The sequence below is a fragment of the Paenibacillus thalictri genome, assembly GCF_004307995.1.
Classification (GTDB): domain Bacteria; phylum Bacillota; class Bacilli; order Paenibacillales; family NBRC-103111; genus Paenibacillus_AF; species Paenibacillus_AF thalictri.
Genome location: NZ_SIRE01000008.1, coordinates 102,319 through 117,646, shown reverse-complemented (window position 1 = coordinate 117,646; position 15,328 = coordinate 102,319). Strand labels below are relative to the sequence as shown.

General features: G+C 53.3%; 11 protein-coding genes. All 11 read right to left on the bottom strand.

The window, feature by feature from the left end:
- Nucleotides 1-53 precede the first annotated feature (53 nt).
- On the bottom strand, nucleotides 54-1,463 hold the full coding sequence (locus EYB31_RS12350; protein WP_240762367.1) for a sulfatase family protein: 1,410 nt from the start codon (nucleotides 1,461-1,463) through the stop codon (nucleotides 54-56).
- Nucleotides 1,464-1,528: 65 nt separating this feature from the next.
- Nucleotides 1,529-2,518 carry a Gfo/Idh/MocA family protein gene (locus EYB31_RS12345; RefSeq protein WP_131013642.1) on the bottom strand — a complete coding sequence of 330 codons (990 nt, stop codon included), beginning with the start codon at nucleotides 2,516-2,518 and terminating at the stop codon, nucleotides 1,529-1,531.
- Complete coding sequence (locus EYB31_RS12340) at nucleotides 2,515-3,531, bottom strand: Gfo/Idh/MocA family protein (RefSeq protein WP_131013641.1); 1,017 nt, start codon at nucleotides 3,529-3,531, stop codon at nucleotides 2,515-2,517. The genes EYB31_RS12345 and EYB31_RS12340 overlap by 4 nt, the downstream gene beginning before the upstream one ends.
- Before the next feature lie 14 nt (nucleotides 3,532-3,545).
- Nucleotides 3,546-4,622, bottom strand: coding sequence for a Gfo/Idh/MocA family protein (locus EYB31_RS12335; RefSeq protein WP_131013640.1), 1,077 nt, complete (start codon nucleotides 4,620-4,622; stop codon nucleotides 3,546-3,548).
- A 14-nt stretch (nucleotides 4,623-4,636) separates the two neighbouring features.
- Complete coding sequence (locus tag EYB31_RS12330) at nucleotides 4,637-6,277, bottom strand: extracellular solute-binding protein (protein WP_131013639.1); 1,641 nt, start codon at nucleotides 6,275-6,277, stop codon at nucleotides 4,637-4,639.
- A 55-nt stretch (nucleotides 6,278-6,332) separates the two neighbouring features.
- On the bottom strand, nucleotides 6,333-7,226 hold the full coding sequence (locus EYB31_RS12325) for a carbohydrate ABC transporter permease (protein ID WP_131013638.1): 894 nt from the start codon (nucleotides 7,224-7,226) through the stop codon (nucleotides 6,333-6,335).
- 15 nt (nucleotides 7,227-7,241) lie between these two features.
- Nucleotides 7,242-8,153, bottom strand: coding sequence for an ABC transporter permease (locus tag EYB31_RS12320; protein ID WP_240762365.1), 912 nt, complete (start codon nucleotides 8,151-8,153; stop codon nucleotides 7,242-7,244).
- A 189-nt stretch (nucleotides 8,154-8,342) separates the two neighbouring features.
- Nucleotides 8,343-10,679 (bottom strand): helix-turn-helix domain-containing protein, encoded by a 2,337-nt coding sequence (locus tag EYB31_RS12315; RefSeq protein WP_131013636.1) that lies wholly within the window; start codon nucleotides 10,677-10,679, stop codon nucleotides 8,343-8,345.
- Nucleotides 10,680-10,838: 159 nt separating this feature from the next.
- On the bottom strand, nucleotides 10,839-11,969 hold the full coding sequence (locus tag EYB31_RS12310) for a glycoside hydrolase family 88 protein (RefSeq protein WP_131013635.1): 1,131 nt from the start codon (nucleotides 11,967-11,969) through the stop codon (nucleotides 10,839-10,841).
- 34 nt (nucleotides 11,970-12,003) lie between these two features.
- Nucleotides 12,004-13,803, bottom strand: a complete 1,800-nt coding sequence (locus EYB31_RS12305) for an ulvan lysase-like protein (protein ID WP_165452372.1) — start codon at nucleotides 13,801-13,803, stop codon at nucleotides 12,004-12,006.
- A 50-nt stretch (nucleotides 13,804-13,853) separates the two neighbouring features.
- Complete coding sequence (locus tag EYB31_RS12300) at nucleotides 13,854-15,323, bottom strand: sulfatase family protein (RefSeq protein WP_131013633.1); 1,470 nt, start codon at nucleotides 15,321-15,323, stop codon at nucleotides 13,854-13,856.
- Nucleotides 15,324-15,328 lie beyond the last annotated feature (5 nt).

Here is a 15,328-nt window from a genome sequence, read left to right as displayed (position 1 = left end):
AGATCGGATAAGCTGCAGCCCATGGAAATTCGACCGCAGGATAACACGATTGCTTACGCTCGTTCCCTCTCCAGGTATGGCTTGTCTTGAGCTTCAAGCTGCAGCGCGTGCAGCTCATCTGTCAGCCGGGCGGCAATCTCGCGGTATTCGGGATCGTGATACACGTTGCTCATCTCGCAAGGATCGCGCTCCAGATCAAACAGCTCCCATTCCGGCGGCTTTGGTTCGTCAATCGAACCGCTTGTGCCCAGCGCATCGGCGTAATAATAAATCAGCTTGTACTGATGGGTGCGTATACCGTAATGGGCATAAATATAATGACCGGACAAATGCATCCAATAGCGGTAATACATCGACGTCCGCCAATCCTCAGGAGTTTCCCCGTTCCAGATAGGACGGATACTGCTGCCTTGCATCTCCTCCGGAACGGGAACACCCGCCGCATCAAGGAAAGAGGAAGCGAAATCGAGATTTAATACCATGTCGGTACATATCGAGCCGGCTTGGATTTCTTGCGGGTAACGGATCAGCAGCGGCATACGCAGCGACTCCTCGTACATAAAACGTTTATCAAACCAGCCGTGATCCCCGAGGAAAAAGCCTTGATCGGAAGTGTATACAACGATCGTATTGTCCGCGATTCCCTCTTCGTCCAGCAAATCAAGCAGCATGCCGACACTTTCGTCGATGGAGGCCACGCAACGCAAATAATCTTTAATATACCGCTGGTATTTCCAGCTTTTGAGTTGTTGCGGCGTCAGTCCTTCGGGGGGATCGGCCTTCACGTCTTTTTTCTGCAAATCGCGGTCGATCCGCATGCGGGCGGCCCCGGCGGCGCTGGCACGGTTGCTGTAATCGTCATCAAACGTATCCGGCTCCGGGATCAGGACATCTTCGTACAAATCGGCATATTTCGGCGCAGGCTGCCACGGCCGGTGAGGCGCTTTGTGGTGGCACATCAGCATAAACGGCTTGTTTTTATCGCGCTGTTGAATCCACTGCAGCGACATATCCGTAATTACCTCGGTGACATAACCGCTGTATTGCCTGTTCTCTCCCATCTCGATAAACTCCGGATTCGTGTACACTCCCTGCTCCGGCAGCACGTTCCAGTAATCGAACCCGGTCGGATCGCTGTTCCCGCCGTGGCCTAGATGCCACTTGCCGATGATCGCGGTCTGATAACCCGCTTGCTGCAGCAGCTTGGGAAACGTTGTTCTCCGGCCGTCCAGATCGTCTCGCAGCGTCATAACCCCGTTGATATGATTGTATTGCCCGGTTAAAATCGTCGCCCGGCTCGGCGCACATATCGAATTGGTGCAAAAACAGTTGTCGAACCTCATGCCTTCTCTTGCGATACGGTCAAGCTGCGGAGTCTCGTTGATCCGGCTGCCGTAGCAGCCAATCGCGTGTGATGCATGATCGTCCGACATAATAAATAAAATGTTCGGTTTTTGACTCACGCCAAACTCACCTCCATAATAAATGGGTGACAATACATTGCCAGCGAATACGAAAAGTTGCCGTCCTACTCATCAGCCAGCTTGACCGCCCGGCCCAACCGGGACGATTCGTAGGCGGCAAGCGCAACAAGCGCCGAATTCATCCCGTCTTCACCGGTAATCGGCACAGGTCGGTCTTCCAGCAAGCAGCTTACAAAATCGGCGACGGCCAAATCGCTCAAGTTTTCGCTCCAATCGCTCCATGCCGCGCTGCTCGCGTTATTGCTGTACACTTCATTGACCATATTGCGCACGTCGACGGAAATCGAACCGCCGGTCCCGATAAATTCAAGCGTCAAATCCCGTTTCATCGGAAACGCCTTCACCCGCGACCAGCTCGTATCGAGCACGCCAACAACGCCGTTTGCATATTTGAAATGGATCATACCCATATCGTCAATCGGAATATCGTGGAACAACGTGCCCGACTCCGCATACACCTGTACCACATGCGAACGCAAAATCCAATTCAAAATGTCCATGACATGAACCGAATGATCAAGCATCGCTCCGCCACCCGACAAGCTTTGCTCCGTAAACCAGCTGCGGCGGGGCAATCCGCCTTTGTTGGTGCATTTGACGGCAAGCACCTTGCCGATGGCTCCGCTGTCAATCGCTTCTTTTGCCCGCACAACCGCTTGCGAATAACGGTTCGTAAACGCCGTCATCAACTGCACGCCGTTTGCCTTGCAAGCCTCTACCATCGCCTGCATATCCGCCCGGGAAGCGCCAAGCGGTTTTTCGCAAAACACGTGTTTTTTTGCCTGGGCCGCAGCGACGGTCAGCTTGGCGTGATGGACATTTTCCGAGCAGACGAATACCGCTGCGATGTCCGCAGCCAGCAATTCGTTGTAATCTGCATAATAAGCGTACTTTTGATCAAATGGCTCCGTGTAGCTGCGGTTTTCGTCGGAGATACCGACGATTTCCGCATGCGTATTGCGCTCCAGCGCTTTCAGAAACGCTTCCGCATGCGTATGGGCAAAACCGATCATCCCAACCTTCAGCTTGTTCATTGCTGCGCACCTCCTTGCAGCTGCACCGGCTCCCCGGTGACAGCGGACTGAAACGCCGCTTCGGCAAGCTCCAGCACTTTCGCCACATCCTCCGCAGCGACTAGTGGCTTGGTGCCGGCTCCCGCTGCGATACAGCGCAATACGTCGGCAAGCTGCCCGTCATACGGGCTGCGCACCGACGGGCTATCGCTAGTCGTACGATTTGTGCTCGTTCCGTCTCCGCGTTGTTTTAATTCAAAACTCGCGGTATTCTTGCTGTCATACCGCACTACGCCGCCGTTGCCGGCCAGCTCGATCCGGTACCGGCTGCCCTCCTCGTCTCCCCAATAACCGGCCAAATTGGCGATAGCCCCGCTGGCAAAACGCAAAGTCACAAGCGCATAATCCACACCAGGGGCTTGCGTGTTCAGCGCGAACACCGTGTTTACCTCACCCAGCATCCAACGCAGCAAAAACATATCCCCGATCAGCCATTGACCGAGAACGCCATGCCGGTCCGCCGCCGAGCCGGCGCCCCCTTGCCGAGCGCCGACCGGATAAGGACCGGAGCGTTGGATATGCACAACTCCCGCGCTGCCGATCGCACCTTTGTCCAACTTGCTTTTGATGTCCTGCATATGCGGCGCAAACCGCTCCGCAACACCCGCGAACAAATGTACACCCTTGGCTTCAGCCGCTTGAACCGCTTGCCTCAGCTGCGCCACATCAAAGCCAAACGGTGCTTCGCAAACCACATGTTTGCCCCGTTCAATCGATTTCAGCACGATGTCCCGCTGCCGATCCGCCGGCACGCACACACAGACAAGATCCGGGTCGGTGAACTCCATCATTTCTTCATACGTCGAAAATGCCGGAATTGCCGGAAGCAGCGGGGAGGGGCGTTCCCCTTCCCGCTGAACCGCCCCTTCGTCCGTCATGCCGCATATTCCCGCCACTTCGACATGGCGCAGCCGGCTTAAGCTTTGCGCATATTGAAGGCCCGCATGGCCTCCGCCTACTAAAGCGGCTTTCATCTTGTCCTCCCCTTTCAGTTAAAATAAACGGCCTTGCCGGTCTCTGCCGACTCGTAGATAGCCTCCAAAATTTGCGATACGACCAGCGCCTGCTGCGCCGTAACCGCCGGGTCTTTATCCTGCAAAATGCTGTCGATCCACAGCTTCATCTCCAATTCGATCGCCTTGGCGCGGACCGCGCTGGCAGGCACATTGGCGCCATCCAGATGGATTTGCTGGTCGAACAGCCTGCCGTCGCTTTCGCCGTTGATCCACAAGCCGTCCCACATATCGGCTCCGCCTTTGCTGCCGCACAGCGTCACCTTGGCAGCGCCTTCCTGGCGAATATTTAACGCCCAACTCGATTCCACGATGACGGTCGCGCCATTTTCCATAACGATCATAGCGAAAGCGGAATCCTCCACCGTAAAGCTGCCCGGGTCCCATCCCCCGTTCTGGGCTGTTTCCTCCATTTGCGATAGCAGATGGTACGCCGTTCCGACAACCATACGCGGCTTGTAATTATTCATCAGCCACAAGGTCAAATCGAGCGCATGGGTGCCGATATCGATCAACGGCCCGCCGCCTTGCTTGTCTTTATCCAGAAACACTCCGCGGGCGGGAACGCCTCTGCGGCGGACCGCATGGGCTTTGGCGAAATAAATGTCTCCCAAGCTGCCGTTTTGGCAAATTTTATACAGCTGCTGGCTGTCGGCGCGAAACCGGTTATTGTAGCCGATCGTCAGCTTTTTCCCGGTTTGTTCAGCAACCTCCAGCATAAGCGCCGCCTCCGCAGCCGTCTTTGCCATCGGCTTCTCGCACATCACATGTTTGCCCGCGCGCAGCGCAGCGATGGATACCTCGGCATGCGTGTCGTTCGCCGTGCACACATGCACAACATCGATCGCCGGATCGGCCAGCAGCTCGCGGTAATCGCTATAGACAGCGCTGCCGTCCGCACCGTACTGATCGGCCGCTCTTTGCGCATTGCCGGTGAACACGTCGCAGAAAGCGGCAAGTTCAACGGCGTTATGTTTGGATAAGGTAGGCAAATGTTTGTTCATGGCAATTCCGCCGCAGCCGATAATGCCGATTTTTAATTTGTTCGTCATGATGCGCTTTCACCTCACTTTTTCGCTTTGACGTACCGGTCGTATGCCGCCCCGTAAATGGTCAGCATTTTATCGACACCCATCTTCTTGATGGAAGCGACATATTGATCCCAGTTGCTGAACGGCACGGCGCCGGTCACAAACTTGATTTGCTGCTCTTGAACATAAGTGTTGATGTCGTTGTTCAGCGAATTAAGCTGGTCTTGCTCGTCTTTCGTAAACAGGAACTTCGGCCAAATTTCTTTCGGCACATACGGCCCAAGCACTTTCGCCGATTCCAGCGACGAAGGCAGCGTATTGCCGGTCTTGTCATATTTCATCTGCACGAATTGCGGAATGCCGCCTCCCGGCCACGGTGAGAATTGCGCCGCCGCCTGGTCCAGCGAAAGCTTCGGATTGGCGCGAATTTCCTCTTTGTATTGAATATCGCTGCCGTCCGGCGTTTTCTCGTAAGTGACGCCTTCCATGCCCATGCGCAGAAACTTCACGCCTTCATCCCCATAGAAGTAATCGACCCAACGCATCGTCGCTTCCGGATATTTGTTTTTGTTCGTAATCGCAAATGTCCCTTGCGTCTGCGTGAACGGCACAACCGTCGAGAACAGTTGGTCGCCGTACGGTCCTTTCAATGCCGGCAGCGGCACATAATCGTCCATATATTTGGCGCCTGCCTGGTTGACGTTGCTGGCCGAGAAGGAACCGGTGATGCCCTGTGTCAATTTCGCGCTGAATTGCGGCACCTCCTGGGTAAACACGTCCTTATCGATCAAACCTTCCTTATACAGCTTGTTCAAATATTCCAGCAGTTCCTTATACTTAGGATCTATGGCAAAAAAGCGCAGCTTGCCGTCCGGTCCCTTATCGATAAACGAATCGCCGGTAGCCCCGGTTGTGCCAAGCCCCCATGACCCTCTGATGTTCGATAAAATATCAAACGTTTTGTCCCCGGACCAAGGCAGCGCATCTTTTTTGCCGCTTCCGGTCATATCGTTGTCGCGAAACGCTTTTAAGGTGTTGTAATATTCTTCCGTTGTTGCCGGCACCGGTAAACCCAGCTTGTCGAGCCATTTCTTGTTAATAAAAATTTTGCGCGACAAACGTGGCGCCAACTGGTCATTGAGCTGCGGTAATGTGTAAATATTGCCGTCCGGCGCGGTAATGCTCTGCCGAACTTCCGGGTACTTCTCCATAACCGCCTTCAAATTCGGCGCGTATTTGTCGATCAGCCCGTTAAGTGGAATCAGAATGCCCTGCGAACCGTAGTTGACTTCGTCGGCCGGCGTAAATTGCGCCCGATAGAACGCATCGGGAAGATCGCCTCCCGCCATCTTGACGTTTCTTTTTTCCACAAACCCGTTTTGCGGCACCGTTTCAAACTCCACCTTGATGCCGGTCATCTTTTCGTATTCCTTAAACACCAGCATGTCCTTCCATTCGCCGTGCAGCGGACCTTTAGCCCCCATCATCTTGATCGTGATCGGCTCTTTGGCGATCGGAAATCCGGTCATATTGATCGGCGGCTGCGGCGCCGCAGCCCCTGCCGGCGTATTGTCGGCGCCTTGCTTTGCCGGCTCCCCAGACGAACACCCTGCCAAAGCTCCCGCCGATAAGGCGGCGGCCGATACCATCGCTACCCATTTTTTACTTTTCATCATTCAAACCTCCCAAGCTTTATTTGAAAATACTGAAATTACGATGGAAATTACAATGTTACCCTTTAATCGCTCCGATCATCATGCCTTTCTCGAAATATTTTTGCAAGAAAGGATACATGATCAGCACCGGCAAACTCGACACGACAATGATCGCATATTTCAAACCTTCGGCGATCATCATTTGCTGGATCATCGATTCGGAATCCCCGGACAACATCTGCTCCATCTGATTTTGAATGAGCAGCTCCCGCAGGAATAACTGCAGCGGATACATCTGCCGGCCCGACAAATAAATCAGCGCATTAAAAAACGAGTTCCAATGGCTTACCGCATAATACAAGATCAACACCGCAATGATCGGCATGGATAACGGCAGCACGACGCTGCGTAATATGCGGATATTCGAGGCTCCGTCCATAAAGGCAGATTCCTGCAGTTCGACCGGAATCGTATTTTGAAAAAACGTGCGCATAATGATTAAATTAAACACCGACAACGCATTCGGCAAAATCATCGCCCAGAACGTATTCACGAGGCCGAGGTTTTTGACGACCAAATAAGTCGGAATAATGCCTCCGCTGAAAAACATCGTAAACGTAATCAGCGCCATCAGGACGTTGCGCCCGATAAAATCTTTGCGGGAAAGCGGATAAGCGCCGGCGATCGTCATCGCGATATTGATGCAGGTGCCGATCACCGTATACAAAATCGTGTTCCGGTAGCCGATCAGAATATCCGGATTTTGAAATACCCGCTTGTACGCTTCAAACGTCAAGTCTCTCGGCCAAAGCCATACTTTCCCCTGCAGCACCAGCATGGGATCGCTGACGGAAGCACTGATGACATAAATCAGCGGATACAGCACAGCAACCAGAATGGCCGACAAGACGACCAGATTGACAGCGTTAAACATGCGGTCTCCAAAATTCTCCCTGGCGCCCAAATTCATGCGGTTTCCCCCCTTTTACCATAAGCTGGTTTGACTGACCCGTCTGGAAATGCTGTTGACGACAAGCAGCATCGCAAAATTGACCGCCGAGTTAAACAGGCCGATTGCGGCCGTAAAGCTGTATTGCGCCCCGACCAGACCGTTTTTGTACACGTAAGTGGAGATGACTTCGGAGGTTTCCAGATTCAAGTTGTTCTGCATCAGATACACCTTCTCAAAGCCGATGCTCATAACATGACCAAAATTCAAGATGAGCAAAATAGTCGCCGTAGGTACAAGACACGGAATCGTAATATGCAGCATCCGCTTCATTCTGCCCGCTCCATCCACCACCGCCGCCTCATAGAGCTGCGGGTCGATGCCTGCAAGTGCGGCCAAATAAATAATCGATGCCCAACCGGTATTCTGCCATACGTCGGAAAGCACATAAATCGACTTAAACCAGCCTTCCTCGGTCATGAAATAAACCGGTTCTCCGCCGAAAGCGACGATCAAGAGGTTGATCATGCCGTTTTTCGGGTTCAAGAAGGTCAGAATCAACCCGACAAGAACAACCGTAGACAAGAAATGCGGAGCATAAGTAACCGTTTGCAAAACTCTTTTAAACCGTGTACCCCTCACTTCGTTGATCAGCAGCGCCAATATAATCGGCACCGGAAACGTCACGGCCAGCTGGTACAAGCTGAGACCCAGCGTATTGCGGATTAACCTCCAGGCGTAATAAGAATCGAAAAAACGTGTGAAGTGCTTAAAACCGACCCATGGGCTGCCGGAAATGCCTTTGGTCGCGATAAAATCTTTAAACGCGATTTGCACGCCGTACATCGGAATGTAATGAAACACGATGAAATACAGCACGACCGGCAAAATCAGCACATATAAATCCCAGTTGCGATGAAGCACTTTGAGCCATGCAGGTTTCGTCATCAATGTCCCCCCTTTCATGCGATCTCTGGATTGAATGATGGAAGCGCCGGCCGCGCGCTGCGGCTTCAGTGCCCCGGTGCCTCTGACTATAGCCCGGCGGGCGGCAATTCGTCCATCTGCAATCCGTACGGAACATCTGCATTTTATTACAAAAGGCCGAAAATGGCGGGATTTTCGGCCTTGAGACAGCTATGCATGGAATGTTTTGCGGTATTGGATGGGGGTGATCCCCTCTTGTTTTTTAAACTTGCGGATAAAATTCGTTTCGTCCACGTAACCAACCTGTTCGACAATTTGCCGTACCGTCAGCTCGCTATGGGCGAGCAGCCGCTTCGCTTCGTCCATCCGCAGCGTGTCGATGTGCTGCTTCAGCGTTTCCCCGGTTTGATCCTTCACATAACGGGAAACATAAGACGGCGACAAGCCGAACTCGCCGGCGATCGATTCCTGCGACAACCCATTATCGAAATAACGCTCTTTGATATAAGCGATAATTTTATCGCTTAAGGCGAAATTTTTGCTTTCCTTATGTTCGGCAACGTATTCGCATATTTGCCTGCTAGTCTCGCCAAGCACCGCCTCGGCCATCGCCAGCGTTTCAAAATCTTGGCCAAGCACCGTTTCCAGATGCCCGCGCAAATAATCGCTTAATTTGTAATTCAGTTCATCCATCGTGCCGATCATTTTGTGAATGATGCCGGAGCAGACGTATTTGGCGGATTCGGGCGATAAGGAACGATCGGAAATCGTCGCAAAAATGCGGGAAACGGCCTCTTGAGCTTCCTCCGCTTTGCCTTGCCTCAGCGACTTCATCAGCGTATCTTCAAGCTCGAACGGGTAATAATCGTTATAACGCCGCTCTGCGGTTATATCTTCATAAAAGATAATATGGTCGCCGCCGAGAATAAATCTATAGACGGTCGCTTTATTGGCTTGCTCATAAGACAGGCCCAGCGAAGCCAAGTTGTCTACAATCTGGCCGATACCGACCGTTAGCGAAAATTTGTAGTTCATCTTGTAAAATTGTTTGATCTTATCCGCCAGCTCCGTAATCATCGCACGGTTGCGGCTATCCGCGTTAAAGTTCAGCACTAAAGCGACGCCGCGTTCGTCGATCAGGTCGACGCCGTAACCGCTGCCCACTTCTCCGGACAATTCTTCGGCGATATTGATAATGCTGAACTTAAACAAGTTTTGCATGGACGCGCTGTTCTCCGCGCAAAAACGCTGGAAGTCGTCAATCCAGAACAGCAGCACGGCAAATGACGAGCGCTCGAAAACAAGCCCTGAGAGGCTCAGCATATCCGGCATATGGCGATGAACATCCTGCTTGCCTTTCAGCAGCGAGATCAGCAGGCGCTCCTTCATCAATTCGCTTTTGCTCCCGAGCTGATGCATCAATCCTTCTTTTTCCGCGATCACCTTGTCAAACGCATGGGACAAATAAGCTATTTCATCCATATTGTCCGCCGTTTCCCGCACCGCTTTCCGGTCAATGATTCTTTGTACGATATTGCGCAAGGAGCGGTAGCTGCTGTTGGCCAGCACAAACGAAACGGCCACACCAACCACAACCAGCAGCAGCACGGTGTAGTTAAACACGCTGCGGCTTGCCAGCACTTTACCCAGCAGCTTTTCCGTAGGGATAACTGCGACGTATTGCCACATATTGTATTCGGAAAAAAGCTTGATCACGGAATAATTGCCGTAACGGCTCTTCAACTGGTTAATTTGCTCCGGCAGCGGTTCGGCTCCGATCACGGAAAACAACCCTTCAGCCGAGACCTGGTCTCCCGCTCCGAATCCTGCGGACACAAGCGGCTTATTATTTTTGTCCAATATATACACATAACCGGCATGTTTGCCCACAACGCTGTCCATATACGCCCTCATATTGGATTCTTCAATCAAAAACAGCACAGCCCCATACGGCTTGCCCTGATTCATCGGCAGCGGACATATATAAGTGACGAGTTTTTTGGAGGCAAGGCCGTTGATCGTAACCGTCTCCGCGGGCCTCATCATCGGCATCGTAAGCGTATTCAGCATCTCGAAAAATTGCGCCTGGCTCCACGTCTCGTATTGATACACACTTTCGAAAAATGAGTCATAGTCAAACACGCCGCTCGCCGCGTACAAACGGGTGATATCCTGCGATGGATAAACCAGCGCCATATCGTATATTAGCGAGTTGCTCGAACGGTATTTGCCGAGCTCGCCAATCGCTTTATACGACGAATAGCCGTCTTCGGACACTTTAAAGCGGGTGAGGTCGGGATTGGCTGCGATTTGCACCGATATTTTCTCCATCTCATTTATACGCGTATCGGTAATATCGCGAATTTGCGACAGGCTGCTCACCGTCGAAGCTTCCACTTCGTGCTGCAAAGTAGAGATGAAATTGCTGTAAACGACGGTGCCGACAATAGATAACATGGTCATCGGCAAGATGACATACGATAAAAAGTATTTATAAAACCGCACAGAACGTTTTTTGCCCGGATGCATGGATGCAAGTAGCTTCATGCGTCGTTCACCGCCATTTTCGAGGATTTCATACACTACTTTCGACAAAAAGACGGGAAATCCTGTCGATTCAAAAAGGCATTCTCCTTTGCCAGGAAAATGCCTCTATGTCCAACCCTTGAAGAACTTACCAATGAGAGCTATAGTCGCTTACATCCGTTACCAAAACATCGCCGTGTGCCCGCGGAGCTTGGCAAGCGCCTCGACGTAAAAATAGTCGCCGTAAATCAGCGGCACATCGATGTTTTTTCCTGTAGGAAAAGAGCCCGTCGCATGTTTGACGATCGCTTCATCCCGCAAGTCCCACACCGTATACGCATCGGTCATCGAACGCAACATGCGTTTAGCGGATATGCGGTACGTGTCCCCTTGCGTGCCGGGAAGCAGCTCACTCAGCAGCAGCAGGCCGCTGGCCGCTGCGGCGGCAGCGGACGAATCGCGGGGCGTATCCGCCGCCGCAGGAACCCGGAAGTCCCATGGCGGCACCAGGTCCTCGGGCAGATGGGCCAGGAAGAAATGAGCCGCCCGTTGGCTGCCGTGCACATATTTTTCTTTTTTCGTGTAGGCGTAACAAATCGCCAGGCCGTAGATCGCCCAAGCGAGGCCGCGGGCCCAAGCGGAGTCCGGGCTATACCCTTGCCCGCCGAGCGCATGCAAGCGTTCGCCGGTCTCGGAATCAAAAACGACGATATGATGCACCGACCCGTCCGGTCTCATAAATTCGCGCAGCACCGTATCGGCGTGAGCTTCGGCAATGTGCCGGAATCTCGGATCGCCCGTCGTTTCGGAGGCCCAAAACAGAAGGCTAAGGTTCATGATACAGTCGATAATCACCCATCCCGAGTTGTCTTCGATATCCCGCCAATCTTTGCTGTTCCAGGCGCGGATAAACCGGCCTTGGATATTAAAACGGCCGGCCAGCCAATTGGCAACCTTTAAAGCGCGTTTTCTCGACGGCTCGCTGCCGGTCAGCTTGTAATTGGCGACCGCGCTCAGACACCAAATAAACCCTACGTCATGGTGCAGCATTTCAAAATCTTCGATCGCCGCATCCAGTTTTGTTTCGCATTCTTCCGCCCACTGCCTTAAGTTTGCATCGCCGTTGTCCCGGTACAGCAGCCAAAGCAGTCCCGGCCAAAAACCGCACGTCCATTTACCCGGATCCGTGCTGTCGTAACGGCCGTTTATAGACGCATGCGGAAAACCGGAACCGATCCGCGGACCGGTCAGTCCGATTTTGCCGATGACACGGCTCCACGCTTCTTCAATCCATGGTTCTGTCGTATTCATGGTTTGTTATGCTCCCTTTTTGCGATATACGTTATTAGCTTTCCAAGCGAATCGTCACCCGAAACGAATAGGCACCCGGCGGCAGCGGGCCTGTACGCCACCGAAGCGGAACGGCGATCACCGACGGAAACACGGAAACCGCCGTTTTCGTCAGCGATTCCCCGTCCAATTCAAACCCGGCTCCGCTGCCGGATACGCTGATGACGCCGGCTTCCCCGGCAGGAATGCCGATGGTTTCGCCTTCGACCGATACAACCGGATTTGCTCCCGACACAATCGGCTCCGTAATCGCGAGCTGTTCGCAAGACATAAGTACGTTCACGTCGTACCTTTTTTCAACAAACGACTCGTGGAACAGGTAACGAATGCGGTACGATATGCCGCAATCGTAGCGGGCTCCGTCCGCTTCATATTTCAGCCTGCCGCTGGCTTCAAGTTCTGGTTGAGCGGTATTCGCACAGATGGAGGCGGCAGCGTCGTATTCGTACAAATTGCTGCAGGTCATCCCTTGCCTCACAGCTTCGATTCTTGGTGTAATCAGCTGTTCGCTGGCGGCGGGATAAGCCGGCATGTTGTACGGCTCATATCTCTCGTATTTCGTTGCGCTGCCGAGCTGCACCGGACCGGCTTTGGCGTGCCATAAGTAGCTGATCGTGCCCCCGGCCGGAGCGTGGTATACGTGATAACAAGAGACGGTGCCCATCCAATCGTGCGACCTCATGTGATAAACGCCGATTGTTGCATGCTCCTTTACGCCAAAAACGCGCTGTGACGGAATAACTGCATCCTGCTGCGCCGGAGTTTGCCCGTAGACCAGCGCTGCGGCCAACGCGTCGGCCCGGTTGAACACGGAGTGGATGCACCCTTGGGCAAACAGCTCCTTATAATGAGGGCCGTAACCCGGCATGCCCCGGCCTGCTTTCATGCTTTTTTGCAAATAGTCCGCGTTTAATTCGGCGGCTTTGTAAAAAGCCGGATCTTCGCCGCATAACATCAGAAACGCCATCTGGCATCCGTGTGCCGTCTTGCTGCCGAATAACGTCCATTTGTAATTGCGGCTGCCAAACGAATTGTCGATCGAGCCGTCCGGATACATCATCTCCAGATGTTTGCGCAGCGCATGCACGGTCCGCTGTTTCAGCTCGGCATCCCCGGTCATCAGTGCATATTCCGCCATCGCGCCAAGGCTCATATCGAGGTTGTAACCGATGTCCACCGTGCCGGTGATACGGCTGAACGGACGCTGGGCCGTCTTTTCACCCAGCAGGAAACCGTCGGCCGTCAATTGGCCAAGCCCGTACCGCTTGATCAGCTCCCCGGCCTGCGCCGCATAATGTGAGTCATCGACAATCCGGCTGGCCCACAGCAGTACGAGCGCCGAAGTGATGTAATAGTTGACGTTTGTTTTGCCGCCGTTTCCGAATACACGCGATACCCAGCGCGCCGCAGGTTCGATCATATCCAGCAGCGTCTCCGCTTCCTGCTGTTCGCCTTTTTTCAGCAAAAGGTCGTAGGCGTGGCATAACGACAGCAGTTGGAATACCGTCGTTCCTTTCCATTCGCCGGCGGATTCGTTAAGCCAGGAGCCGTCAGGCTGCTGCAGGACGCGCATGTAATCGGCGAGCAGCCGGGCAGAGGTCGCATATTTGGACTTTCCGGTCATCGTGTACATGTAATACAAAGGAAAAATCGCGTCACCACACCGTCCGTGAATCGTCCGGCATTCCGGACAGCGGATGCCCCCGCGCCACGATGGCTCCGCCAGCTCCTGATGAGCAATCAGCGTATCGCAGAAATGCTGCACAAGCGAAAACAGCTTATTATCCAACGCCATGTCCCTCCCTATGAAATTACGGATTTGCCGCATTCCGAAACACGCCGAAACTACTGATGAAAAACCTCGTACATCCGTTTAAATTGTTCGTACGCATCCGGCGGCAAACTCAGCATGTCATGGGTGCCGGCCATATGGCGGCGAAGTGCGGACAACATCGCTTCCACCCGTTCGCGCTGTGCTTCGTCAAACGCCAGGTTGATCTGCTCCTGCGGATCGCCGACGACATCGTACAACTCCAGAAACAACTCGTCTTTAAACAGATCGGCAATCAGCTTGTATTCTCCGCGCACAATACATCGTTGGAAGTTGCTGCGTGCGCCGTTGCCGTCATATTGAATAAACAAATCGCGCTGCCGCTGCGGGGATGCCTCCTGCTCCATCACGTTCATCAAAGAAACGCCGGAAAAAGCATGGTCTCCCGTTGCTACGTCCAAATAATCGCATAATGTCGGCAGCACATCGACAGCGCTAACCGGTTCCTCGATCCGTTTCGGAACGATGCCCGAGCTTGCCGGGAATTTGAACATCAGCGGTGTTCTGACCGATTCCTCGTACATGCACATTTTTTGGTACAGACAATGCGAGCCCAGCATCTCTCCGTGATCGCTCGTAAACAGCAGCAGTGTGTCGTCGTAAAGCCCTTCGTTTTTCAGCTCGGCGACAATTTGCCCGACGCAGTGATCCAGCAAGGTGACCAGCCCCAAATAGACGGGCCAAATGCGCTGCCAATCTTCTCGACTGTATCTTCCGCCGATCACTCCCGGCAAATTGTACATCTGCAGCGGCGACTGGCTTTTGGCCCATACGCCGACATTGGCGGGAAGCTCGGCATCCCGGTACATCGAATACCACGGCTCGGGAATGTCAAGCGGCGGATGCGGCGCGACAAACATCGCGTTAACAAGCAGCGGTTTGCTGCGGTCGCGCGCTCGGATCGCGTCGATGGTCGTGCGTGTAATATATCCGTCGTAGAAATAGTCGAAACCTTCCTCAAAACAGCCGGTTTTCGGAACGGAATACCGCTTGCGGCGGGTCACTTGCCCAAATGCCATCTCCGGCACTGCGCCTTTGAACGCCGGCCCTCCGGGATGCCGTTTGCCATGCTCCTTCAGAAATGCGTCGTAGTTGCCTTCAAGCGTGTGCCAATGCGTGTGCGGGGTGTTCTCCCGAATACCGTCCATATGAAAATGCTGCTTGCCGGTATGCCAGCTGTCCCATTCCTTTTCCATCAGCTCGTACAGATTGGCTGTACCCGGACGGACTTTGCCGAACTCGGCGTCCAGCGGTTCCCACGGATTAATCAACGAGCCGTTTACATTCGGGTACGTTCCGCTAAAAAAGCTGCCTCTCGCCGGCACACAAAGCGGCGAAGCGCAATACGCGCGGTCAAACACAACACTTTCCTGTTGCAGCCGGTGTATATTCGGGGTGTAGGTTTCACCCACGACATCAAAGCGCAGCTGATCCGCCATAATAATTACTACATTGGGTTTGCGCTGATTGCCCTTGTCCGTCATAAACC